The organism is Nocardia sp. Marseille-Q1738 (assembly GCF_965283145.1).
Genome location: NZ_CBDIMS010000003.1, coordinates 413,215 through 437,549 on the forward strand (window position 1 = coordinate 413,215; position 24,335 = coordinate 437,549).

23 protein-coding genes are annotated in these 24,335 nt (G+C 68.8%); 5 read left to right on the forward strand and 18 right to left on the reverse strand.

The genetic code is table 11. The annotated features are described in order from the left end of the window. The first annotated feature begins 26 nt into the window (after positions 1 to 26). The 3 genes from ACWPXK_RS15400 (at position 27) to ACWPXK_RS15410 (ending at position 4,234) form a co-directional block, all read left to right on the forward strand. On the forward strand, positions 27 to 1,043 hold the full coding sequence (locus ACWPXK_RS15400) for an Rv2578c family radical SAM protein (protein WP_454196792.1): 1,017 nt from the start codon (positions 27 to 29) through the stop codon (positions 1,041 to 1,043). Positions 1,044 to 1,154: 111 nt separating this feature from the next. Next, positions 1,155 to 3,158 carry a 2-oxoacid:acceptor oxidoreductase subunit alpha gene (locus ACWPXK_RS15405; RefSeq protein WP_454196793.1) on the forward strand — a complete coding sequence of 668 codons (2,004 nt, stop codon included), beginning with the start codon at positions 1,155 to 1,157 and terminating at the stop codon, positions 3,156 to 3,158. Then, complete coding sequence (locus ACWPXK_RS15410) at positions 3,155 to 4,234, forward strand: 2-oxoacid:ferredoxin oxidoreductase subunit beta (RefSeq protein ID WP_454196794.1); 1,080 nt, start codon at positions 3,155 to 3,157, stop codon at positions 4,232 to 4,234. The genes ACWPXK_RS15405 and ACWPXK_RS15410 overlap by 4 nt, the downstream gene beginning before the upstream one ends. Positions 4,235 to 4,305: 71 nt before the next feature. On the opposite strand, the gene ACWPXK_RS15415 is transcribed toward ACWPXK_RS15410, so the two are convergent. Both ACWPXK_RS15415 and hisS read right to left on the reverse strand, forming a co-directional pair. After that, positions 4,306 to 4,953 carry a hypothetical protein gene (locus ACWPXK_RS15415; RefSeq protein WP_454196795.1) on the reverse strand — a complete coding sequence of 216 codons (648 nt, stop codon included), beginning with the start codon at positions 4,951 to 4,953 and terminating at the stop codon, positions 4,306 to 4,308. Positions 4,954 to 5,097: 144 nt separating this feature from the next. Beyond that, the gene (gene hisS, locus ACWPXK_RS15420; protein ID WP_454196796.1) at positions 5,098 to 6,366 is read right to left on the reverse strand and encodes a histidine--tRNA ligase; all 1,269 of its coding nucleotides are present in this window, start codon (positions 6,364 to 6,366) and stop codon (positions 5,098 to 5,100) included. A gap of 139 nt (positions 6,367 to 6,505) precedes the next feature. Between hisS and ACWPXK_RS15425 the strand changes: the two genes are divergently transcribed. Together ACWPXK_RS15425 and ACWPXK_RS15430 are read left to right on the forward strand one after the other, a co-directional pair. Next, positions 6,506 to 7,381, forward strand: a complete 876-nt coding sequence (locus ACWPXK_RS15425) for a peptidylprolyl isomerase (RefSeq protein ID WP_454196797.1) — start codon at positions 6,506 to 6,508, stop codon at positions 7,379 to 7,381. A 412-nt stretch (positions 7,382 to 7,793) separates the two neighbouring features. Continuing rightward, positions 7,794 to 8,345, forward strand: coding sequence for a hypothetical protein (locus ACWPXK_RS15430; RefSeq protein ID WP_454196798.1), 552 nt, complete (start codon positions 7,794 to 7,796; stop codon positions 8,343 to 8,345). A gap of 82 nt (positions 8,346 to 8,427) precedes the next feature. Here the strand turns inward: ACWPXK_RS15430 and ACWPXK_RS15435 are convergent, their stop codons facing one another. The 16 genes from ACWPXK_RS15435 to ACWPXK_RS15510 all read right to left on the reverse strand — a co-directional run bounded on the left by ACWPXK_RS15435 (position 8,428) and on the right by ACWPXK_RS15510 (position 24,306). Beyond that, on the reverse strand, positions 8,428 to 8,814 hold the full coding sequence (locus ACWPXK_RS15435) for a DUF4913 domain-containing protein (protein WP_454196799.1): 387 nt from the start codon (positions 8,812 to 8,814) through the stop codon (positions 8,428 to 8,430). Then, on the reverse strand, positions 8,811 to 10,643 hold the full coding sequence (locus tag ACWPXK_RS15440) for a type IV secretory system conjugative DNA transfer family protein (RefSeq protein WP_454196800.1): 1,833 nt from the start codon (positions 10,641 to 10,643) through the stop codon (positions 8,811 to 8,813). The genes ACWPXK_RS15435 and ACWPXK_RS15440 overlap by 4 nt, the downstream gene beginning before the upstream one ends. 42 nt (positions 10,644 to 10,685) lie before the next feature. After that, positions 10,686 to 11,315 (reverse strand): hypothetical protein, encoded by a 630-nt coding sequence (locus ACWPXK_RS15445; RefSeq protein ID WP_454196801.1) that lies wholly within the window; start codon positions 11,313 to 11,315, stop codon positions 10,686 to 10,688. Between the two features lie 216 nt (positions 11,316 to 11,531). Further along, positions 11,532 to 13,196: a peptidoglycan DD-metalloendopeptidase family protein gene (locus ACWPXK_RS15450; protein WP_454196802.1), complete on the reverse strand. Its 1,665-nt coding sequence runs from the start codon at positions 13,194 to 13,196 to the stop codon at positions 11,532 to 11,534. 37 nt (positions 13,197 to 13,233) lie between these two features. Then, positions 13,234 to 13,542 (reverse strand): transposase, encoded by a 309-nt coding sequence (locus ACWPXK_RS15455; protein ID WP_067475294.1) that lies wholly within the window; start codon positions 13,540 to 13,542, stop codon positions 13,234 to 13,236. Then, positions 13,539 to 15,680, reverse strand: coding sequence for a hypothetical protein (locus ACWPXK_RS15460; RefSeq protein ID WP_454196803.1), 2,142 nt, complete (start codon positions 15,678 to 15,680; stop codon positions 13,539 to 13,541). The genes ACWPXK_RS15455 and ACWPXK_RS15460 overlap by 4 nt, the downstream gene beginning before the upstream one ends. A 7-nt stretch (positions 15,681 to 15,687) precedes the next feature. Next, complete coding sequence (locus tag ACWPXK_RS15465; RefSeq protein WP_454196804.1) at positions 15,688 to 17,178, reverse strand: SCO6880 family protein; 1,491 nt, start codon at positions 17,176 to 17,178, stop codon at positions 15,688 to 15,690. Next, a complete protein-coding gene (locus ACWPXK_RS15470; RefSeq protein ID WP_454196805.1) occupies positions 17,175 to 18,647 on the reverse strand; it encodes a hypothetical protein in 1,473 nt (490 codons plus the stop codon). The genes ACWPXK_RS15465 and ACWPXK_RS15470 overlap by 4 nt, the downstream gene beginning before the upstream one ends. Beyond that, entirely contained in the window at positions 18,641 to 19,495 is an 855-nt protein-coding gene (locus ACWPXK_RS15475) for a hypothetical protein (protein WP_454196806.1), read from the reverse strand. The genes ACWPXK_RS15470 and ACWPXK_RS15475 overlap by 7 nt, the downstream gene beginning before the upstream one ends. Beyond that, the gene (locus ACWPXK_RS15480; protein WP_454196807.1) at positions 19,492 to 20,304 is read right to left on the reverse strand and encodes a hypothetical protein; all 813 of its coding nucleotides are present in this window, start codon (positions 20,302 to 20,304) and stop codon (positions 19,492 to 19,494) included. The genes ACWPXK_RS15475 and ACWPXK_RS15480 overlap by 4 nt, the downstream gene beginning before the upstream one ends. Before the next feature lie 156 nt (positions 20,305 to 20,460). Then, entirely contained in the window at positions 20,461 to 21,117 is a 657-nt protein-coding gene (locus tag ACWPXK_RS15485) for a hypothetical protein (protein ID WP_454196808.1), read from the reverse strand. A gap of 28 nt (positions 21,118 to 21,145) precedes the next feature. Then, entirely contained in the window at positions 21,146 to 21,421 is a 276-nt protein-coding gene (locus ACWPXK_RS15490) for a hypothetical protein (protein ID WP_357724300.1), read from the reverse strand. 9 nt (positions 21,422 to 21,430) lie between these two features. After that, positions 21,431 to 21,727 (reverse strand): hypothetical protein, encoded by a 297-nt coding sequence (locus tag ACWPXK_RS15495; protein ID WP_040692318.1) that lies wholly within the window; start codon positions 21,725 to 21,727, stop codon positions 21,431 to 21,433. A 51-nt stretch (positions 21,728 to 21,778) separates the two neighbouring features. After that, positions 21,779 to 22,447 (reverse strand): hypothetical protein, encoded by a 669-nt coding sequence (locus ACWPXK_RS15500; RefSeq protein WP_454196809.1) that lies wholly within the window; start codon positions 22,445 to 22,447, stop codon positions 21,779 to 21,781. Next, the gene (locus ACWPXK_RS15505; protein ID WP_454196810.1) at positions 22,444 to 23,322 is read right to left on the reverse strand and encodes a MinD/ParA family ATP-binding protein; all 879 of its coding nucleotides are present in this window, start codon (positions 23,320 to 23,322) and stop codon (positions 22,444 to 22,446) included. The genes ACWPXK_RS15500 and ACWPXK_RS15505 overlap by 4 nt, the downstream gene beginning before the upstream one ends. A 15-nt stretch (positions 23,323 to 23,337) precedes the next feature. Beyond that, positions 23,338 to 24,306 (reverse strand): hypothetical protein, encoded by a 969-nt coding sequence (locus ACWPXK_RS15510; protein ID WP_454196811.1) that lies wholly within the window; start codon positions 24,304 to 24,306, stop codon positions 23,338 to 23,340. Positions 24,307 to 24,335 lie beyond the last annotated feature (29 nt).

The window sequence follows — 24,335 nt, forward strand, 5'->3', positions numbered from 1 at the left end:
CTTAGAACACATGTTCGACTGAAGGGGTGCGGTGGCAAAGCCAAACCCTGGACGCCGAGGACGGCGCCCTGCCCGGACTGTCCCGGGCAGGTTTGGTGCGCACCGTGCGGACACCCGAGTTCGAGGGCATCACGTTCCACGAGGTGCTGTGCAAGAGCGCGTTGAACAAGGTGCCCGAGGCCACGAATCTGCCGTTCCAGTGGACGGTCAATCCGATGCGCGGCTGTTCGCACGCCTGCCGCTACTGTTTCGCCCGCGGCACGCACGAGTACCTGGACCTGGACCCGGGCCGGGACTTCGACACGCAGATCGTGGTGAAGACGAATATCGCCGCGGTGCTGCGCAAGGAACTCGGCAGGCGGTCCTGGCGGCGCGCACCGGTCGCACTCGGCACCAACACCGATCCGTATCAGCGCGCGGAAGGCCGGTATCGCTTGATGCCGGGGATCATTCGCGCGCTGACCGAGTTCGGCACCCCGTTCTCCATCCTGACCAAGGGCACATTACTGCGGCGGGATCTGCCGTTGCTCACCTCGGCCGCCCGCGAGGTGCGGGTGAGTCTGGCGGTGTCCATCGCGATCCTCGACGAGGACCTGCATCGCAGCCTGGAATCGGGCACGCCGTCACCGCGTGCGCGACTGGACTTGGTACGCGCCCTCACCGACGCGGGATTCGAGGTCAACGTCCTGGTCGCACCGGTCATCCCATGTCTCACCGACAGCCGGGCGCACCTGGACGCCATCTTCGGCGCTATCGCCGAGGCCGGGGCGAGCTCGGCCGTCGCGTTCCCGATGCACCTGCGCGGCAGCACCAGGGGCTGGTTCCTGTCCTGGCTGGCCGAGCACCATCCGGCTCTCCTGCGCCGCTACCGTCAGCTCTACGGCCGCGGCGCGAACGTGACGCCGGAATACTCAGCCTGGCTGCGCGCACGCGTCGATCCTCTGCTGGCCGAGCATGGTTTGACGCCGCGCAGGCAGGCCGAACCGGAGACACGGCCCGAAACCGCGGACACGACCGACCCGCAGCTGGCATTGTTCGCCTGACGCCGCCATCGCCGAATCTCGCGGGTCCGCGCGCTTCGCCGGGCGCGAACCGCATTCGACGGAGTAGTTTGGCGATGGCACCTCTCAGCGACGAGGAAGTGACGCAGGCACATGGTTTCACACCAAAATGATGTCGGCACAGCAAAATTGGAAAAGGTCGTCATTCGGTTCGCCGGGGACTCCGGCGACGGAATGCAGCTGACCGGCGATCGCTTCACTCACGAGGCCGCCGCCTTCGGCAACGACCTGGCTACCCAGCCGAACTTCCCGGCCGAGATCAGAGCGCCGCAGGGCACCCTGCCGGGCGTCTCGTCGTTCCAGATCCAGATCGCCGACTACGACATTCTCACCGCGGGCGACCAGCCCGATGTGCTGGTCGCGATGAACCCCGCCGCGCTGAAGGCGAATCTGGACGATCTTCCGCGCGGCGCCACCGTCATCGTCAACACCGACGAGTTCACCAAGCGCACCCTCGCCAAGGTCGGTTACACCGCCGACCCACTGGCCGACGACACCCTGTCGGACTTCGTGGTCCACCGGGTCCCGATGACGTCGCTCACCCTGGGCGCCACCGAATCGACCGGGGTGGGCAAGAAGGACGCCCAGCGCGCCAAGAACATGTTCGCCCTCGGCCTGCTGTCCTGGATGTACGGGCGCCCGATCGGCGGAACCGAGCGGTTCATGCGGGAGAAATTCGCCACGAAGCCGGACATCGCCGAGGCCAACGTGCTGGCGTTCCGTGCGGGCTGGAACTACGGCGAGACCACCGAGAGCTTCGCCACCACCTACGAGATCGCGCCGGCGAAGCTGGCGCCGGGCACCTACCGGCAGATCACCGGCAACACCGCGCTCGCCTACGGCCTGATCGCCGCCGGTCAGCTCGCGGGACTGCCCGTCTTCCTCGGTACCTACCCCATCACGCCCGCCTCGGACATCCTGCACGAGCTGAGCAAGCACAAGAACTTCGGCGTCACGACCTTCCAGGCCGAGGACGAGATCGCCGGGATCGGCGCGGCGCTGGGCGCTTCGCTCGGCGGCGCGCTGGGCGTCACCAGCACCTCCGGGCCCGGCCTCGCGCTCAAGAGCGAGACCATCGGCCTCGCGGTGATGACGGAACTGCCACTGGTCGTCATCGATGTGCAGCGGGGCGGCCCCTCCACCGGTCTGCCGACCAAAACCGAGCAGGCCGACCTGCTGCAGGCCCTCTACGGCCGCAACGGCGAATCGCCGGTGGCGGTGGTCGCGCCCCGCTCCCCCGCCGACTGCTTCGCCGCCGCGGTGGACGCGGCACGGATCGCACTCACCTACCGCACACCGGTGCTGTTGCTCTCCGACGGCGCGATCGCGAACGGTTCGGAACCATGGTCGATTCCGCGAGTGGCGGAGCTGGCCCCGATCGACCCGGCGTTCGAGCCGGAGAGTGAGGACGGCGCCCCGTTCCAGCCCTACACCCGTGATCCCGACACGCTGGCGCGCCCGCTGGCGGTCCCCGGCACCAAGGGACGCGCGCACCGCATCGGCGGACTGGAGAAGGCGGACGGCAGCGGCAACATCTCCTACGATCCCGCCAACCACGAGCTCATGGTGCGATTGCGTCAGGCCAAGATCGACGGCATCACCGTGCCGGATGTCGAGGTGGACGATCCCGACGGCACGGCCGAGCTCCTGCTGATCGGCTGGGGCAGCTCCTACGGCCCGATCGGCGAGGCTTGCCGGCGCGTCCGCCGCCGCGGCGTTCCGGTCGCCCAGGCACACCTACGACATCTGAATCCATTGCCCGCCAACCTGGGTGAGGTCTTGCGCCGCTACCGCATCGTGGTGGCGCCGGAGATGAACGGCGGCCAGCTGGCCATGCTGCTGCGCGCGAGGTACCTGGTCGACGTGCGGCCGTGGACGAAGATCGCGGGCACCGCGTTCTCCGCCCAGGAGCTGGTCGGCGTCATCGACGCGGCGCTGGACGGGTCGATCGAGGAGATGGAACAGAACAAGGTCTTCGCCGCCCGGGCGCAGGCCACATATAGAACACAGCCGGACGAAGTCCGTCCACAGCCCAGCGCCGGGCCGAGCGAAGGCGAGGCAGCCGCTGACCGCACCACCACTGGGGGTAACGCATGACCATCGTCGAAACGTCGCTTGTCGGCACGGACCTGGGCCTGACCGGCCTGTCCGGGGTACCGTCCGCGGACGGACCGCAGAAGGCGAAGGACTTCACCTCCGATCAGGAGGTCCGCTGGTGCCCCGGCTGCGGCGACTACGTGATCCTGGCGACGGTGCGCGGCTTCCTCGCCGAACTCGGCTTGCGCAGGGAGAACCTGATGTTCGTCTCCGGGATCGGCTGCTCCAGCCGCTTCCCGTACTACTTGGAGGCGTACGGCATCCACTCGATCCACGGCCGGGCTCCCGCGATCGCGACCGGCCTCGCGGTCAGCCGTCCCGATCTGTCGGTCTGGGTGGTGACCGGTGACGGCGACGCGCTGTCCATCGGAGGCAACCATCTCATCCACGCGTTGCGCCGCAATGTGAACATGACGATCCTGCTGTTCAACAACCGGATCTACGGGCTGACCAAGGGCCAGTACTCCCCGACCTCGGAGCAGGGCAAGATCACCAAGTCCACCCCGATGGGTTCGCCTGACCACCCGTTCAACACCTTGTCGGTGGCCTTGGGCGCGGAAGCGACCTTCGCCGCCCGCGCGCTGGATTCCGATCGCGCGGGACTCACCGAGGTGCTGCGCGCCGCCGCCGAGCATCGCGGCACGTCGTTCGTGGAGATCCTGCAGGACTGCCCGATCTTCAACGACGGCTCGTTCGACGTGCTGCGCCGGGAGAACGCCGCGAATCACCTCATCCCGCTGCGGCACGGCGAACCCATCCGGTTCGGCGCCGAGGGCGAATTCGCGGTCGTCCGAAGCGGTTTCGGGCTGAAGGTGGCCCGTACCGACAGTGTCGCGGAGTCCGACATCGTGGTGCACGACGCGTACGCCGACAGCCCGGAGTACGCCTACGCGCTGTCGCGGCTGTCCGATCAGGGCCTCGACCATGTCGTCACCGGCGTCTTCCGCAGCGTCTCGCGGCCGACCTACGACGACGCCGTGCGCTACCAGACCGAGGTCGCCCGGGAAACAAAACCAATCGGTCCGGAATCCCTCCAGGCCCTGCTCACCGGGCCGGAAACCTGGACGGTCGGGTAGCGGCCCGGCGCACGCCGACTCGGTGGAACGCGGCGTCGGCCCCGGACGCGCCCGGGGCCGACGCTCGGGTTTCAGCCGAGCGCGGCGACCTCGGTGTCGGTCAGCACGATCGGCGACACCACGTCCTTGGCCCGCGCCAGCTGCACGGCCCGATACAGCGGCCGCTCCTCCAGACCGGCATCGCGCGCCTCGGCCCGCAATTGATGCACCAGCATGGCGGAAACGGCCACCGCCGCGGCCAATCGACTGGCGGCGAGCGCGTCGGCGAGCCTGCGCAGGCCGAGCAGATGCAGCTCGCGGCCGCTGCCCGCGTCGGTGTACATCGCCAGCGGGATGACCTGCGAGACCTCTCCGGCGGTGACCCGCAGGACGATACGGCTCAGCCGCGCCGGGAAGACCAGCACCTCGACACCCGTCGCCGACGACATCTCCACCTGCCGCTCCCCGAACAGCCTGCGGGCGTGAATGATCGTCCCGGACAGCCACATTCGCCGCCGCCGCAACGCGATGGCGTACAAGACGGTTGGCGCGCCGACGACTACGCCGATGGCGACGGCGATCGGCCAGCTCACCACGGTCGCCGCCAGCAGCGCGGCGCCGATTCCGATGCCCGATGCGGCCAGCGCGAGGCGGCGCAGCATCGGCGCGTACAGCTCGGGCGCGACCAAGTCGAGCCCTACCGGCGCGAGCGCCTGCTCGTCATCAGAATTCGTCGACACTGCTCCGCCCTCTCGCGACCCCGGCATCGATGCGCCGGTCACGCTACCGTGCCCGCCGCTCGGCCGACGGCGGGTTCGGCGCAGAGTACCCCGGTCGCGGCGTCCATGCCGCGCAACCGGTGGCCCGCGCCGACCTCGCCGCGGCTAGGCCAGCGACTCCCGGATCACCCCGACCACTTCGGCCAGCGGGATCTGCCGCTGCTCGCCGGTCGCCATGTCCTTGAGCCCGATGGTGTTCTCCGCGATGTCGCGGTCGCCCAGCACCAGGGTGAACGCCGCCCCCGACCGGTCGGCCGCCTTCATCGCACCTTTCACGCCGCGCCCGCCGTAGGCGAGATCGACCCGCACACCTGCCGCACGCAGCTGCGCCGCGAGCACGACCAGCCGCTGTTTGGCGGCATCGCCCAGCGGCACACCGAATACCTCGCAGCGCGCCGGGTTGCCCGCCGACTTGCCCTCGGCCGCCAGCGCCAGCATGGTGCGGTCCACGCCGATACCGAAGCCGATGCCCGACAGCGGCTGCCCGCCGAGTTCGGCCATCAGGCCGTCGTAGCGGCCCCCGCCGCCGATGCCGGACTGCGCGCCGAGACCGTCGTGCACGAACTCGAACGTGGTCTTGGTGTAGTAGTCCAGGCCGCGCACCATGCGCGGGTTCACCACGTAGGGCACGCCGAGCGCTTCCAGGTGGCCGAGCACCTGCTCGAAGTGCGCCTTGGCCGATTCCGAGAGGTGATCGATCATCAACGGCGCGTTCGCGGTCATCGCGCGTACCTCGGGCCGTTTGTCGTCCAGGACACGCAGCGGATTGAGCTGGGCGCGCCGCTCGGTCTCCTCATCCAGCGGCAGCTGGAGCAAGAACTCCTGCAGCAGTTCCCGATACTGCGGGCGGCAGGTCTCGTCGCCCAGCGAGGTGATCTCCAGCCGGAAGCCGTCCAGTCCGAGTCCACGGAATCCGGCATCGGCGATGGCGATCACCTCGGCGTCCAACGCCGGGTCGTCGACGCCGATCGCCTCGATCCCCACCTGCTGCAGCTGCCGGTACCGGCCGGCCTGCGGCCGCTCGTAGCGGAAGAACGGACCCGCGTAGCGCAGCTTCACCGGCAGCTGGCCGCGGTCGAGGCCGTGCTCGATGACCGCGCGCATCACACCGGCGGTCCCCTCCGGGCGCAGCGTGACGCTGCGGTCACCGCGGTCGGGGAAGGTGTACATCTCCTTGGTGACCACGTCGGTCGACTCGCCGACACCACGGGCGAACAGGCCCGTGTCCTCGAAAACCGGCAGCTCGATATGTCCGTACCCGGCCAGTCGGGCGGCGCGGAGCAAGCCGTCGCGCACCGCGACGAACTCGGCCGAGCCGGGTGGCACGTAGTCCGGTACCCCCTTCGGGGCGGAGAAGCTGCTGGTCTTGGTCACGATGCTCCAGTTTCCACCACTACGCCCCCGCAAGTCCAACCGGTTCGCCGAACCGCCTCTCGGGAAGGATGCGGATCAGTCTCAGGAAGAAATGGCACACTCTTATCCCGATGTCACCGGATACGGGAGGAACGTGGTAGTGCCGAGCAACGAACAGCGACGAGCAGCGGCGAAACGCAAGCTGGAGCGTCAGCTCGCCAACCGGGCCGAGCGGGCGCGCAAGCGGAAGCAACTCACGATCGCAGGATCGGTGCTGGGTGTCGTCGTCGTGGTCGCCGCCGTCACCGGGGTGTACTTCCTGACCCGCGGCGAGGACAGCGGCTCCGACGCCGCCGACCCCTCGCTGTCCAGCGCCCCCACCGCTGCCGCGCCGCCCGCGGCGAAGGCAAAGCCCGCGACGGTCGACTGTGTCTACCGCGACAGCGCCAAGCCCGCCGACAAGCCCGCGAGCAAGCCGAAGGCCGACGGCATCCCGACCACCGGGGTCGATGCCAAGGTCAGCGTCAGCATGGAGACCAGTCAGGGCCCGATCGGTCTGACGCTGAACAACGCCGAGTCGCCGTGCACGGTGAACAGCTTCGTCAGCCTGGCCGCGCAGAATTTCTTCGACGGCACCGACTGCCACCGGATGACCGCAGACGAGGGCCTGAAGGTGCTGCAGTGCGGTGATCCGACCGGTACCGGAATGGGCGGGCCCGGTTACGAATTCGACAACGAGTACCCGACCGATCAGTACGCGCCGGACGACCCGAACGCCACCCAGAACGCGATCGCCTACAAGCGCGGAGCCCTCGCCATGGCCAACGCCGGTCCCGGCACCAACGGCAGCCAGTTCTTCATCGTCTACGCGGATTCCCAGCTGCCGCCGCAGTACACGATCTTCGGCACGGTGGACGAGAACAGCCTCGGCACCCTCGACAAGATCGCACAGGTGGGCCAGGACAACTCCAACGGCCCCGGCGACGGCAAGCCGAACCAGCCGGTCGCGATCCAGTCGGTCCGCATCGACCGCTGATCGTCGAACTCTCGGGCCCGCCGCCGTACTGGCAGCGGGCCCGAGCCGTGTCGTGAGCGTAGCCCGCTCGAGCGAGGATAGGCGAACCTTTGTTCGGCTAGGGTGCCCTCATCCCGAAGATCATCCAGCGTGTTCCGACGCGCGCCGGAAATGTGCGATATATGCTGATAAGCGGCACGCTCGTTAGATTGTGCCGACCTTTGTCGGGTAACCTCGAACCAAGGAGTTCCCGTAGCGTAGTCACCCCCTCGACAGGATCGCCCTGGGAGAGAGTGTGCGCCACGCCGCGAGTACTCCGGGTGTCCACGTTTGCAGGCGGGACCCGCTGCACGGGACTACAGTTCGCGTGGCGGCGTCCGTGACGAAGCACCACCATCATCCATAGTGATCACTGCAGCATCGGGGAGCAGCCATGTCCGAGGAACTGGACGACATCGGCCGGGAAACCGCAGCCATGATGAGGACAATGTTGCAGCTTGCGACACTCGTCGCCTTGAAGACCCGTGAGCGTGGTCAGAAGGAAGTCGAAGCGCGAGTCAAGCTCGCCGAGGCCCGCGTCAAAGAGGCGAGGGAACTGCAGGTCCGTGAGGCCCGCGACGCGAAGGCCAAGGATCCGCGGAACACGGAGCTGGCTCGGTTGATCGAGAAGCCGATCGCGGAAAAGGGTGTGTCCCTGGAGAAGGACCGCTTCTCCGCGCAAGCCGAGGCCTCGCGGATGGCCGCCACTGCCGCCGCCAACGCCAAGCCGGCGTTGCAATACGACTCCCCGGAACGGCGGATGGCGATCGCCGCCCATCTCGCCAAAATGGGTGTCGCGCCGGAACTGGCCGCGGTGCGGATGCTGATCGAAGTAGGGCAGGCACAACCACCGGGCGAGGCCGTGCGCACCCGGCCGGGTGAGGCGGCGACGGTCACCAGGGGTGCGAGGGAACAGGAATCCCGCGGCCTGGAGCGCACGAGATAATCAGGCGAATGAGCGCCCGCTGGAGTCCCCAGCGGGCGTTTGTCTTTCGATTCGTTGTCCAGACCGGCTGCCGCGCAACCGGTTACGGGCGGTAGTCGCCGATAGTAGGATCGCTGAACATGCCGTTCTGCGGCAATTTCGTCGGCAGCGGGCTGAGCATGTCCTTGTGGCCGTTGCGCACACTGCAGTACTTGAACGGCCCCTTGGGGTCGAACAGCTTCGCCATGTGCGGGTCCGCGTGATCCAGGAACCAGACGCTCAGGCCGGTCGCCCCGTCCTGGCGGTAATGCTCCCAGGCCCGCCACAGCGCATCCAGCCGAGCGATGGCCTCGGCGTGCTGCCACCATTCCGGGCACCACACCGTGTCGCTGAGATCGGTGACCTGCCGCCGGTAGATTCCGCTGAGGTAGTTCTCGACGAAATCCACCACATTCGAGTAGGCCATCGGTTGTTGCTGCTGCTCGGTCATAGCGGCCGAACCTCCTCGATCGGTCCGCGCTCCGGCGCCGGCGTCGACTTGCTCAGCGAAAGCGCGCCGAGGTCCGTGATCTGGGTCTTGCGTTCCGGATCATGACGCGAGATGGACTGCTTCACGTCGGCAGCGTACTCGCCTTCCCACCACGGCACCGTACGCAGCAGCACCGGCGGCGCCCCGGACGGGAACAGGATGGCCCGGCCGCGCGGCAACGTCGCCAATGCGTTGACCGTGAACGTCTTGGACGAACTCAGCGAGCGTGAATAGCTCTTGCCGCCTTTGGATTCGGAAACCGACTGCGAGATCGCGTCGTATTCGCCGAGCACGTCCGAACGCTCCTGCAGGAATTTGGTGTCGTCCACACCGCTGCCGAGCACCTTGATGTTCGCCGCCGACCACAGGGCGTTCATGCCGCTCTCACCCCAGCAGCGCGCTCCCTGCGCCCACGACTGCAGCACTGTCATCACCACGATGCCGCGCGAGCCGAAGTGGCTGTACTGCTTGGGCAGATCCTTCCAGCGCACCACGTTCGCGGCCTCGTCGAGCACCGCGAGCAATGGAATCGCCAGTCGCCCACCGGCCGACTGCGAGGCCTTGCGCATCGCGATGTCGATCACCGCCTCGGTGAGCGCGCTCACCAGCGGCGCGGCCGAGCCGCGGCCCTCCAGCGACAGGCTGTACAGCGTTCCGTTGTGATTCAGGAACTCCATCTCGTCGAACTCCCTGCGGTCCCCGCCCCGGGTGATCCACGGGTGCACGTTCGACAACTTCAGGCAGCGGATCATCTTCTTGGCGGTCCCGAAGATGCCGCTGCGCGTACGCGGGTCGGTGTTGTACTGCGAGGAGAGGCCGGAAGCCGTGTAGTGGTGGCGGGCGGCACGCAGGAGTTCGATGGGCTCGGTGTCCTGCGGATTGGTCACCCATTCCCAGACCTGCACGATCGGGCGGCTGCCGTTGCGGTCGCCGACGGCGGCGGCGAGGAAAAGTCCGGCCAGCAGGTCCTCGGCCTCGGGATCGAAGAACGCGTCGGACTTGGTGTCGCGGCCGTCATCACCGTCGGCGAAGTGCCCGGCCAGCCGCGCCGCGCGCATCTCGCACCCTTCCCGCTTCGCGTCCACCCAGGACAACGGATCCCAGAACCAGGTCGGATCTTCGCCCGCGACGCCCTGCGGGTCGAAGACGAACGTGGGACTTCCCTTGGATTCCCGGACGTCCCGGGTGGCGTCAACCACGTCGCGCTTGTTCGAGGTGGCCAGCACCGGCCCGATCGCGGTGAGGATCGCCGGGATCACGCGAGAGGTCGACTTGCCTTGGCGGGGACCCCAGATGTCCAGGTGCAGATCCTCATACGAGCCGTAGAGCATGACGCCGTCGGCCACGCCGATGCCGATCGGCACGCCGGGAACGCCGCCGTCAGGCAGTTTCACACCGAGCAGCTGGGCCTTCTCCCGGACACCTGCCTCGGTGAGCATCGAGATCGCGCCGCCATTGCCCATCACGTCGGCCTTGTCGTCGACCGGCAGCCTGCCCTTGGACTGGCGCTTCTGCAGCCGCTTGCGAATCACGAGATAGCCGACCACGCTCATGATCACCAGCAGGACGATCGCCGTGGCCGCGCCGGGCCACTGGAGCTTTCCCCTGGCCAGATCGGCGGCGATGGCAATCGGGTTGATCGGGACTTTCTGCGGGCTGCCCGCGAGCATGTTGCCCAGATGGAGCGCGAGCCAGAGGGTTCCGAAGATCGCGAAGCCGGCGTAGATCAGGATCAGGCTGACGTCGGGGCCGGGTACGGCCGGATCCGTGACCTTTTTCTTCTTCGCCATATGTGCCTCCTGGGTCGGCCGTCCGGTGGGGAAAGCGGGTGGTCAGCGGAACGCGTCGAGCCGCCAGCCGTCGGGTGTGCGCACGACGGTGGCGATCACCGTCGCGGGCGGCAACGCCTCAGTGCGCCCGTTCGGGTAGACGACGGTCTGCTCGATTCCGATCTTGAACTGCTGGACGTTCGGATCGGTGAGGATCGGCGCCTTTTCGCCGGACGCGAAAGTGAACGCCTCCACACGCGCCCCTTCCCTCGCCCAATCCGCCCACTGCAGCGACGACTTCGGGGTCTCCACCGCGGTCGGCGCCGTGTCCAGCATACGAATCAGGCTGGGGCCGAGAAACTTCCGTGCTCGCGACAGCGAAGCACCCTGACTCTCGGTGGCGGGTTCCCAGCTGTAGATCTCCCGCAGCGCCGCGACCGCGACGCCGTCTGGAGTCACCGGATCCGGCGCGGGAGCGACCTCGAGGAGGCGGGTCGTGGACGTAGCCGGATGCGCCGCATCGGATCCCTTGTCCGCGCGGTCCGCGCGACCGCAGGCCGCGCTCAGCACCGCGACGCTCAGCACCAGCATCACCACCAGTTTCGCGCGTGCACTTGCTTTGTCATTCCAGGCTAGCCGCATCGCGCCGCGTCGCGGCAGCCCCGCGACCGCGTGTTCGGCACGGGCACTCATCCCCGCACCTCCAGCGCTCGGCTCCGTCATGACCGTCGAGGCGGCAGTACCTATCGCTCGCTCGCTCATGCCTGCGCCTCGCTGACGCTCGGCTCCGGCACGAGCGAGTACTCGGCTGCATCCATTGTTCGCTCGCTACGCTCGCTCATGCCTGCGCCTCGCTGACGCTCGGCTCCGGCACGAGCGAGTACTCGGCCGCATCCATTGTTCGCTCGCTCAGAGGACCCTCCTCGCTCGTCCGTCCCCAGGCACCGCGAATTCCGAGACGCCGCCCGCGGATCGGGCGTCCGCGCCCGGAACCGACTGGATCATCCGGCCGTTTCCGGTGTAGATGCCGACCAGCGCCGGTCCGCGCGGCCCGAATGAACTGAACACCAGATCACCCGGCTGAATTCTGCTCATCGGCACCTCCACACCGGCCTCCCATTGCTGTTCGGCCGTGCGCGGCAACGTCACGGTGCCGGAGGACGCCGCGAACACCGCAGCCGAGGTCAGTCCGGGCCCGTCCAGACCGCCTCCGCTGGGGCCCTGCGGCCCGCCACCGCCCCAGACATACGGCGTACCGAGCCATTCGTGTGCGGCTTCGACGATCTGGTCGCCGGTCGAGCTCTCGCCTGGCGTGAACCGGCCGAGCGAGCCCGGCGCGCGGTATTGCGCCTCCATCGCGAGAATGTTCCGTACATACGGCTGGGTCTCGGCATAGTGCGCCGCGACCTGGTTGGGCATGCCGCCCGAGGCCAGCACCGCGCCCTCGCCCGCGTTGTACGCCGCCAGCGTCAGCGCGAGGACGTCGCCTTGCACTCTGCCCTCGGACTGCCACCGAAGGATCTTGTGCGCGATCGCGCACATGTAGCGGCCCTGGCCGATGATCGCGTCGCCGTCATCCCATACGCTGGCCACGCCGTTGCCGTCGGCATCGATGACGTACGGCTGGCCGTCATCCGGATTGATGCTCGCCGCGGTGCTCGGCAGGAACTGGGCCAGGCCCTGCGCACCCGCGGGCGAGACCGCGCCGCGCCGGAAACCGGACTCCTGCCTGCCCTGCGCGGCGAGCAGCGACGGCGTGATCTGCGGGCAGATCGAACCCGCGCGCCGGTACCAGATCTCCAGTTCCTGTGGCACCTTGCCCGCGGCGAGCGCGCCACCGGCGGTACCGAAGCCGAGGCTGCACCGCGGATCGCTGGAATATGCATGCGCGCCACCGAGGTCCGGCGTCGGCGCGCCATCCAGCCAGGGCAACGGGTCGATCTGCCGCCCGCCGGTGAACCGGCCGCCCGGCACGATTTCGAAATGCAGGTGCGGCCCGCTGGATTCGCCCGCCGAGCCGACCGCGCCGATGTGCTGACCCGCGGTCACCGTGTCGCCGGCGCGGACCAGTACGCCCGAGTCCCACATGTGGCCGTAGACCGCCGAATACGAACGGCCGTTGGTGTCCACCGAATCGACGACGATCCAGTTGCCGAAACCCGACGCCGGACCGGCGGCGACGACACGTCCATCGGACACCGAGAAGATCGGGGTGCCGTCGGAGGCGGCCAGGTCGACACCTCTGTGCGCGCCCCCACGTGAGCCGAAAACGTCCGAGACGGTGAAGGTTCCGATGGCCAGCGGCAGCGTACGGCGCAGCGGACCGACCCCCGCCGCCAGCGATGGCGTGGCGGTCGCGGCCGGATTGGCCTGTGTCCCGGTCGCATTCGCGGTCGCCGCAGCACGCCGATCGCCCGGCGCGTAACCGCCGAGCGGCGGCAGCGCCGACTGTGACCCGAGCACCGAGCCGCCCTCGCAAGGGTCGTCCACCGCGGGCATGACGATGACCAGCACGACGGTCACCAGTCCGAGCACCGCGCCGAGCGCCGTCCACAACACCGATTTGCCGCTCATCGCCGCACCCCGGCAGAATGCCGCGCGCAGGCGTGTTTCACGTCCGGCGCCGGGCTTCGTTGAGCGTGTCGGCCAAGGTGCGGTTCATCTCGGCGGCAGCGGCCAATTGCTGTTGTAACAGAGCCACCTTGCGCCGCAACGCGGTCGCGTCCATGCGCTCCAGGCCGGGGCCTTCGGCCGCACGCACCCAATTCCGCACCGAATTCGTGTGCACACCGATCTGTTCGGCGACCACGCGACAGGCCTCCGATTCGCTGCGCAGCTTGCCCGTGAGCGCGATGACCTGCGCGACCGCGGCCTCGCGCACCTCGGGAGAGACGCGGCGGTAGGACCGGTGCGGCATCATGCGGCACTCCCTGGCGAGTCCGTTCCGCGCGAGGTCGACTCGGTGAATTCGCTGAACCGCTGGTTGGTGTCGTGGATCCCGCTTTCCTTCTCCGACAGCGTGAATTCCATGTGGAACGGGATGCCGGGCCTGCGGTCCTCACCGATCTTGAGCAGGAATTTACCGGTGCCGGGCGGGGACGGCCGCAGCTGCCCCGGCTTGAGCGCCTCGCCCGTCAACGCTTGCGGTGCAGACCATCCGGTCACCATCTCCTCCTCGGCCGATGTGAACGGAACCGTGCTGTCGAGTCGTTTGATCTCCTCGGCCGGAAGCGCGCCGAAGATCTTCGCACGTGCGCGCTCGAGAAAACCGAGTGCCTTCGCGATCGCGGCTTCCGATCCGAGTGCCTGCAGGTCCTTGATGGTATGGCTGATCATGATCAGCGCGGTGGCGATGCCACGCTGTAGTCGGGTCAGCTCGTCGACGCGGTCGACCATGAAGTCGCCGAGACCGAGCACCTGCCACAGCTCGTCCATCACCACCTGGAAGTAGCGCTGCGGGCCGAGCTTCGCGTCGGCCAGCACGTGCGCGGCCTCGACCGAGGCGAATCCGTCGGCCCAGCAGGCCAGCATAACCGCGGCCTTGAGCTTCTTGTCGCCGGTCGGGATGTGCGAGACGTCCATGCACACCGCGACCGCGCTGGTGTCGATCGGCACGGTGGTCTGTCCGTTGAAGACCGCGCCGAACGGGCCCTGGGTGAGCGCGCGCAGCGAGCGGCGCAGGCCCTTGATCGCCTCCTGGTACTCGGCCGCGCTGTCGGCGCCCGCGTCCAGCATCAATTCGTCACCGCCACTGACGATCACGTCGAGGAGGTTCTCCATGATCGGCGGCTTGTCCGGCGTATATCCGCTGCCGGGCCGGTACAGGATGCGCAATGCGGTGGAGATCAGCGTCTCCTCGTAGTCGCGGACGCGGTCGCCGCGCACCAGTTCGACCAGACCGGCGATCAGTGTCACCTGCCTGGCGCGCAGATCCTGCAACACTTGCAGCTGCAGGGCCGGGAACTCTTCCAGCCGCGGAACCACCGCGCCGAGCACGCCCGCGGCGAGCGGGTTGAGCTTGCCGTGCCCGTAACCCAGGTCGATCACCTGGCCGCCGACCAGCTCGACCATCTTGCGGTAGTCCGGTTTGACGTCGGCCAGGATCAGCGGCGTGATGCCCTGCGCGATGCCGCCGAGCACGATCCGGCGCACCAGCGAGGACTTGCCGAAACCGTTGAGGCCCAGCACGAACAGGCTGGGCGCGGTGATGAAGCTGCCGCGCATGAACCAGTTCATCGGGTCGAAGCAGACCGGGGCCCCGGTGTGCAGATGCGAGCCGAGCGGGGTGCCGATCAGCGGCGCACCCGCGCCGACCGACCACGGCCACAAGCCGGCGACCTGGGCGGTGGTGGCGCGGTATTCGACCGGCCGGCCGACCACGTTCATCCGGCCGCCGCCCGGCCCCGCGTAACCGCGGTCGGTGAGTTGCGCTGTGCTGCGGTCGAACCCGTCCTCGATCGTCTGCTCCGCCCTGGCCGCGTAGTTGCGGCGGCGGATGTCGTCGGTGCGGACCCGGAACTGCGCCCACGCCGCCCGCAGACCGCTGCCCTCGCGGGCTACCATCTCCAGCTTGGCGCGGGTGGCGTCGTCGAGCAGCGGAGGGCCGGACTGTTTGCGCCGATCCGCCTTCGCCTTCGCACGGCGGGCGGCTTTGTCCAGGTACGGGGTGCCCATGGCGCGGTCGGCCGTGTAGTCGACCTTGGCGGGCCGTGCTACCCGGCCGTTCCTGGCGCCGTTGCGATCCGGGCGCCGGGCGATGCGCTCGGTGGCCGCGTCACGGGGAACGCGGGCGCCGCGCTCGCCGTGGGAGCGGTCGGGGCGCCCACCACCGGACCGGCCCGCGCCCGCTCGCGCGCGCCGCTCGGCTTCGCGCGCCCCGCGCCGGTCGGACGTCTCGACGCCCAGCCCGTCCTCGCCGCTCACCCGCGCCGAATCCCGTGCGGGGTGCCGCGGCCGGGCCTGCCGCTGTCCCCACTCGTCCCGGCCGGATTGATCGGGCCGTCCGCGGCGCGCGTCCTCGTCCCGTTCCCGTACGGGTGGCTCGTAGTCCCGTGCCATGAATCGCTCACCCCGCCAGTGCCTTCGGAATAGTCGCATGCTCCGGCAGGATCACCCCGCAACCGAGCGAAGCCGCGAAGGCCGCCGCCTGGTAGCGGTAACACCGCCGAATCTTCAAGCGCGCCTGGGTCGACAGGTCGCGCGTGATGGCTTCGATGCGCGGCAGGTCGCCGCGCAGTGGCTCGGTGATGGTCACCAGCGCCCCGAAGCGGGTCACACCGTGACCCCTGGCCTGCTCCTCGCGGGCCTGCTGGGTCGCACCCACCCGCAGCGTCGCCGCCGCGGACACGACCCCGCGTTCGCTCTGTTGGGCCACCAGCGCGTTCTTGAAATCGTCGTCGACGATTTCGGCGGCGTCGGCGGCTGAGTGCGGACGGTACACGATCGCGATACGTTTGCGTGGTACTTCGGGATTCGGCGCGAGCAACCGCTGCAATACCCGCTCGTCGACCGCGCCCTCCGGGGCAGCGTCCATCTCCCAGGTGACCGACCGGCCGCCGTCGTGCACCAGATGATCCCACTTCTCGTCATGGGACACCGGACCCGCGTCCGCCCAATCCAGGCCGTGCCCTTCGGGTTCGCCCGCGGCGACCTCCAGATCGGCCTGCGAGGCGGGGTCGTAGCTGCGCCGGATGAACGCGATCACCTCGTCGGCCGACATGGGCTGCGCGCGCACGCCTGCCTCCGCGAGCGCGGCGCAGATACCGGGCAGGCGGCGGCCGATCTCGACGGCCTCCTCCGCCGGGTTCTTGCGACGCTCGGCAGTGGTGGCCTTGAACGTGATCGCCACCCGCGGCAGCAGCTGCACCCGTTCCTGCGGCAGCTCGGTGGCCAGCTCGTACATCACCTGCTGAGCCAGTTCCGGCGCCTCGGGCTTGGTGATCGTGGAAACTTCGGTGAGCAACCGGTTTCCGGTCTCCGGCACGGTGTCGATGACCGGAACGACGGCGACGATGTCGCTGGTCTGGCCGACCGAGGCGAGGAAGGTGCCCCACGCCGAGACCCATCGGTCGATGACGGGTTGGTCCACCGCCTCGTGGCCTTGCGGCCACGCCCGCAGCACCACCGTGTACTGCGCGAATTGCGGCAGGTGGATCATGCCGAAGCTGTAGCCGCCCGCGTCGATGCCCTCGTAGAGCTTGGAGGGCGCCAGCAGACCGGGCAAACGGGTGACGCCGCCCGGGATCCGGGAGAAGCGGCCACCGCGGTACACATGCTCGCCACGACTACGCGAGCGCATCCAGTTGAACATCATCAATCCCGTCTCGTAGCCCGAACGACCTCCGGTCCGCCACACCAGGGGAACCATCACGACGACACCGGTGCCGCCGACGATCAGACCCCACTGGAAGCCGCCGACCATCGCGGTGATCAGCGCCGTGATCACGACCGCGAAGCCCAGCACGGTCTCCTCCCAGCGCAGGCCGAAAAGGCCCGCGCTGCGCGGCTTCTGCCAGAGGCCGTACGAGCGCCGCTCGTAGGTGTCGGTGACTGTCATCGCGGAATGGTGCTCCTCCCGAGGTCGGGTGAACGGTTCGTCCAGCGGTCGCCCGCGACGTCACCCATGGCTTGCTCGGCCCGGTTCAGTCCGCCGCTCGCGGCGCGCGCCGCGCCGATCCGGCCTGCCGTCCTGGCCGATCCGGAGGCTACTCCGGCCGCGCCCGCGGGTCCGGAGGCGCGCGGTGCCGCGCCGCCTTGGCCGCCGCCACCACCCCGGGGCGTGGTCGGCCGCGGCACGCCGCCGCCACGCGGGCCACCCGCGCCGCCCGGCCGCGGACCGGTCCCGCTGCCGCTCACGTAACCCGCCTGGCCCGGCGCCGCAGCACCCTTGACACCAACGGCCTTGGTACCCATGGCGCCCAGGCCCGCCACCGCGAGCAGGGTGCCGCCGGTCGCGGTGAGACCCGAACCGCCGCTACCGACGATCGCGACGGCCGGGGTGACCAGCCGCATGAGCGCGGGCAGCACGAACGCCACGCTGCACAGCAGCACGATCGCGACCAGCATGCGCTGGGCCTGCTCGCCGTCGGGCAGTCCACCGGTCGGGGTGAGCGAGTCGACATGACCCGCGGTGGTGAAGGCGATCATGTAGACGATCGCCGCCACCGGTTTCCACAGCATGAAGGCGATGATCCAGCCGATCAGCTTCTGATAGGACTGCTTGCCCACGTTCATGCCGGAGGCCGCCGCCGCCAGCGGCAGCACTCCGGCCGCGATCACCAGCAGGCCCTGGCGGACGATGGCGAGCACGATCTGCGCCAGCGCGCCGAGCAGGCCGACGATCGCGATGATCAGCACCAGACCGGGCGAAAAGGCTTGCAGCTTGCTGGTTTTCACCATCAGCTCGGCAAGATCCTTGGCATTGCCGTTGGTCGAGTCGCTGATGATCCACTCCGCGAACCGATCCGAGGCCTGCGTGCCGGCCACGATCACCGCGCCGAGCATCCAGGAGCTGAACACCACACGGGTGAACATCCGGAACGACTCGGCCGCCTCGTTCATCACGGCCCCGCGTCTCGCCTCGGCCAGTCGCGCGCCGGAAATGATCACCGACGCGATCAGCAGCAAGATCTGCGCCTGATAGGTGTAGTCGTTGATCTTCGTGAACAGTGAGCCCGAATCGCTGACCGCCTCGTTGGGCACCTTCATCCAGAAGGTCAACGCCAGGATGATGGCCTCGCCGAGGCCGTTCATCAGCGAGTCGACCACCTTGCCGAAGGTCGAGTCCCAGGCCTTGTCCTTGACCGCCGTCGCCGCCTGACCCGGATGCGAGGCGGCATTGCCCGCCTTGCACGCGGCGGAGGCGGCGTCACCGAGGGAAATGCCGGGCAGGCCGACATTGTCGAGCGTGTCGTGGATTTCGTTGCACGTCTCGTCGAAACCGTAGGTTTGTCCGTAGGCCACGGTCGGCGTCGCGATCATCACCGTGAAGATGACCGCGAATATCGTGACTATCCGCCTCACCATTGTGTCCACCCCTCGATGCTCCGCAGGGACTCGATCTGCACTCGCTCGTCGCCTGTCACCGCGGTGAGCTTCCAATCTCCGTCTCGCCACATGACCGCCAGGCGCATGCCCACCCATGTTGGTTGGCCATCAACTGTTTCTCGAGCCTTTCTCGCAAACTGCACTTTCGCGAAATCATCTGCATAGCTTTCGATCCGGAACGCATCCGAAGCGAACAACAGGGGTCTGAGCTTGTCGGGCAGACGGTCGGACACCTTGCCCTCGGCGACCAGCCGGTCGTACTCGGCCAGATATCCCGGCGTCACGTCGACCAGACGGACCAGCAGGTCACGATCCTTGGGATTGGCGTTGGTCCGCCAGTAGATCTGCTCGGCGGCCAATGCGGCGCCCTGGGGCGTATGCGCGAATCCCACCGCGGCGGAACCATCGATCCTGGACGGCCCGTCGGAGGTCGAGAAACGCACGACGGGACCGCCGAATATCCGCTGCCATACTCCTTCGCCGTTGGACGGCACCGGCGCGGCGGCGGTCCATCCCGGCGTGCCGGGTTGCTGCCGCTGGTCCGGATTCTGGTGCAGGGCAACGCCAGCGGCGGCGACGGGGACATCGACGCGTCGGCCGAACATGTCGGTCTCCGGGTTGCCGAATACCGCGGCGGCGGCGCTGGGGACGGCAGACGCGAGTTCCGGAGCACTCGCCGACATCGTGTCGGGCGTCGAGGCGTGGTCGTCACCGGATGCACTGTCCCCCACGGTGACAACCGTGACGATCGCGGCGATCGCAACGCTGAGCACCGCGCCCGCGCCCAGCAGCGCCAGCGGCGGACGACCGGAACCTCGCGTGGTCACCACTTCGTCCACCCCGCCAGCGACTCGAGATACTCCGTCTGTGCGTTGTTGGACGTCGAAGGCTTCAAGCGCCAGTCACCCGCGTCCCACACCATGACCAGGCGAGTCGCGGCCCACAGCTGTTTGCCGTCCACCGCCGGTCCCCTGGTGGCCAGGCGGACGATGGCGAGATCGTCGGCGTAATCGTCGACTTTGAACGCGTCGGAGGCGACGAAGTAGCGGGTGACCTTCTCCGGCTGCTGCTCGGGCAGGCGGTCGTCGGCCAGCGCCTTGTCGTAGGCGGCGATCTGCTGCGCGGAGACCCGGACCTGGCGCATATACAGGTCGCGGTGGGCGGGGCGAGCGTTGAGCCGGTAGGTGATCTGCGCCGCCGCCAGCACCGCACCCTGGGGGGTGTGCGAGTACCCGACGGCCAAGTCGTCCTCGATGCGGGTGGGCCCGTCGGAGGTGGAGAAGGGCACCGAGGCGCCGTACACGCGCTGCCAACCGTGTGGCTCGGTGGTACCTTCCGGCGCCGCGGTCAGCCAGTCCGGGTCGCTGGGCTTGCGCTGCCGCGAGGGATCCTGCGGAAGCGGTTGTCCCGCCGCGTTGTTCGGGACATCGACGCGCCTGCCGAGGATATCCACTTCCGGGCTGGCGAACCCGGTGCCGCCGGAACCTTCCGTGACGGCCGGAGCGCCGCCGACGCCTTGGTCGTCGCGGCCGACGAAGACGAAGATGCCGACGACCACGATGAGCGCGAGCACGGCGGCGGACGCGACGACACCGAAGGAGACACGATCGCGCGCGTACGACTCTCTGTCGCTCACGACTGCGCCTCGCTGACGCTCGGCTCCGTCGTGCGCGAAGGCGCGCTGCATCCTCGGTTCGCTCGCTGACGCTCGCTCACGACTGCGCCTCGCTGACGCTCGGCTCCGTCGTGCGCGAAGGCGCGCTGCATCCTCGGTTCGCTCGCTGACGCTCGCTCACGTCGGTGCCTCCAATTTCACGATTTCAGGGGGTAATGCGTCGATCGAGTCGATGGGTCGTGCGGTCGAGCCAGGGTCGGGCAGTCGTAATCTCCAGTCCTCGCCGAACCACTCGACGGCGGTGTGGTGCACCGCCTTCGATCGATCGGAATACTCGGTGTACACGTCGACGGTGGAGTTCTGCTCGGTGTAGCCGGTGATCTTGTAGCCGAGCAGCCTGGGCGCGAACTCGGCGCTCGCCGGACCGGTGATCGACAGCTGCACCCGATTGATCGCCCACTCGTCCTTGGCCGGGCCCGGAACAACTTCCCGCGCGGCAACTTTCGCCCACTGGGTGTCGGCGGCCACCGCCAGCCGCACGGAATGGGTGACCGCGGCGACGCCCGCGCCGCGCGGCGAATGCTCGAAACCGGTTGCCGCGCCGTCAGCCGTCGACTTCGGCCCCTGGTCGGTGACCGGCAGCGGCACGCCTTGGAACGGCTGCCAGCGCACGTTGGTCGGGGCCGCGGCCAGATCCGGTTCCGCCGTGTCGTCGCCACCGACGCAGCCGACCGCCGCCGCCAGCAGCGCGGCCCCGACGAATCCGGCCGCGGGCAGGCGGAAGTCGCAGCGCCACCCCGCGCCGTCCGCCTGCCGCATTACCGTGGAAGTCATTCCCGCGTCGTCCCCATCCCGCCGCGGCTCACGCGGGCAGGAACGCCAGGGCGATCCCCGACGCCGTGCTCGCCACCACAGCACCCAGCAGGCTCATCAGCACACCGTGCGAGGCGTCGTTCATGGCCAGATCGCTGCGGAAGGTCAGCCACAGCTTTCCCGCCGACACGATCATCCAGGCCAGGCACACCAGCAGCACGAACCACAACAGCCAGTTCAGCAGCTGCATCAGCGGTGCCAGCACCTCGGCGGGCATCCGTTTGTAGGCCAGCAATTCGGCGGCCGATATGCGCACGGTACTCATCGCCGGACCTCAGGTGCCGATCACGGCGTTCATGATGGTGCCTGCGCTGGTGGCGACCACGCCGCCGATCATCGCTCCCGCCACCATCTTCGGCGACTCGAGACCACCGCCGGTCCACTTCTCCCACGCGAACTTGCCGCCCGCGTAGGTGATGCCGCAGATCCCGGACAGCAGGACGAACCAGGTGAGATACCGCACCAGCTGCAGGATCTTCTCCGAGCCAGGAGGCGCCTCGGGCGTCGGATTACCGACTTGCGCGAGTACGGTGCCGTACGTGTCCTGCACGGCGAGGAGGATCATGCTCATCGGGTGCCTTTCTCGAATAATGGTGTGGTGTCGCCGATTCGATGCATACGTTCACTGATCGGGCGGCTTCCTCAGATCCGGACCCCGGCGATCGAAGGTGGCCTCCTCCAGTGCCGTCCGAGCGGCCGCGACGATGTCGGCGCCGAGCTCCCGGACATCGAGCGGGACTTCCTCCAGCAGATCGAGCTTGCGCTTCTTCGGTGGCAGCGGATCGCCGGGCGACCACACCGGCAGCTGCTCCGGTTCGACCAACGTCCATTCCTCGTACCACGGCACCTGCCACACCTGCCCGGCCAGTGAGCCGACCACGTCGCGGTAGCGGCGGATCTCGGGAGCCATCCTGCCGGGACGCGCGGCGACCGTGATCAGGCCGAGCACCTCGGAAGGGCCGGCGAAGCCCGAAAGATGTTGGCGCAGAAGGTCGTGCGCGCGGGACAGACCACCGATGGTCTCCCTGGCCACGAGGACGACGAACGGACTCTCGCGGTCGAAGACACCGGGCCAGCGGCGGCCCGAATCCGCCGCGGGCGCAAGCACATGCGCGAGGGTACTTGCTCCCGCCCCGCCGTGCACACCGAGCAGCCAGACCAGCGGCGCACGGCCTACGCCGGGCACCGGGCGGTCCCAGACGGCGGCACGACGGGCCTCCGGCGGGGCGATCACACCGGCGGGCGCGGGATCAGGGTCGGGCTGACGCGGAAAAATCATGGCGGCGGTCATGATGCCACCCCGGCGAGCAGGCGCCCATATGCCCGGCGCGTCTCGGCGGCCAGCGCGGCGTGCCGCACGAGTTCACCACGGGCCAGGTGCGGATCGTACGGAATCTCCCTGATATCGCGAACCCACCCGGAGAGGTGTTCGCGCAAATGATCCGCTACCCGCGAATCACCGTCCGGATACTGGTGCGAAACAACAATGGTCGTGTCACCGACGACGCCGCCGCCATGTCCCTCGCCGGTGTCGCCGAACTGGTCGTCGAGCCATTCCAGCGCGACCCGCAACCGGTTGGCCGCGTCGTTGCGCGCCGGAATCGTCAGGACCAGAGCCACATCCGCGTCGTCGAGCAAGGGCAGCAGTTGCCTGGCGGCAATCGGATGTCCTCCGTCGTAGACCGCGGTGTATCCCGCGTCGCGCACCGCACGGGCGACCGTGAGATACGTCGCACGCCTGCGCAGCGGCTCGGCATCGCGCCAGAGCAGTCCGATGCCCGACGTCGCGCGCGACAGGCATTCCTTCAACGGCGCGGGCTCGTCGCCACCGCGACCGTACAACCAGGACTGCAGGCTGATCGGGTGCAGATGCTCGTCCGCACCGCGCAGTGCGAGATCGCTGCCCGCCGAGGTCGCGTCCACCGCGACCGTCGGCGTCCCGCCCGTGCCGAGCTCACCCGCCAGACCCAATGCCGTCGTGGTGGTACCCGCGCCACCGCACCCGCCGACCACCAGAATCGGCCGCTGCACGGGATGATCCGCCTCGGACCCCTCATCTCTGCCGCGCCGCAACCGCACCACCGGAGCCTTGGAGCGCACCGGCCGGCCCGGCGGTTCGCCCTCCCCGGGCGACTCGTCGAGCCAGCGGCTCCAGTCCTCTCCCATCGCCTCTGCTCTCCTCTATCCGGCCGCGATACCCGTGATGAGGGTGCGGCCGTCGATCACCGCGGTGGTGACCATCTGCCTGTTGTACGTGGCGGGCACACCGCCGGGCCGGTATTCGGTGACCTCCACCGAATACCGGTTGTCACCGATCGTCACGATCCGCACGCAATGCGTTGTGCCCGCCGGGACGGTGTCGATACCCCGTTGGATGATCCACGCGGGCTGAACGGGGGCGTCCGGCGCGACCGCCGTCCTGGCGCGCTCCCCGGAACGTTCGACGTAGTACGCGTACTGGAACAACAGCACCGCGTCCGGTCCGGAGGTCGTCCCACCCGCCTCCGCGCTGCGCACGATCGCCTCGCTGCGTTCGGTCGGGCACGCGCCCGCGCCGACCGCGCGCGCGTCACCGGCCGCCTGCGCACTGCCGACGGTGAGCTGCACCGACGCCGGCCCGCGCGAGTCTCGCGGCGCGGCGGCGCGATCGGCCGCCGTACGCAGCACGACCAGCACGCACACGGCGGCCACGGCCAGCACCAACACCGCCGCGATCACGATGATCAGGATGCGGGCCCTGCGCATGGCAGGGTGGTCGCGGGCGGCTTGGCGCAGGGCCCGCGACACCGGTGGACGCGGTTGGTTGACCTGGTCGCTCTCGTCGTCGCCTGCCCACGGGATACGTGCGGGATCGGTCTGCTGCGGCGCGACGTAGTCGTCGTCGGGACCGGGCGCCCGACCGCTGACCACCCAATCCGACCAGCCACCGGTGAATTCGCTGCGCTGCGCGGGTAGCTCCGCCGGGACGTCATCGGGCCTGCGCTGCGACTGTTCGTCGTCGTCACGAATGTAGTGCCGAGTGCGCGCGGGTTCGTCATCCTCCGCGGGGATGATGGTGTTCGCCGCACGTCGGTCTTCTGCTTCCGGGGCACCGGTTTCCGGCTCCAATGCGCCATACCAGCGGGAAAGCTGTTTGTACGACTTCAACATTCCCCCATTCCCGCAGAGCAGGGCACGCA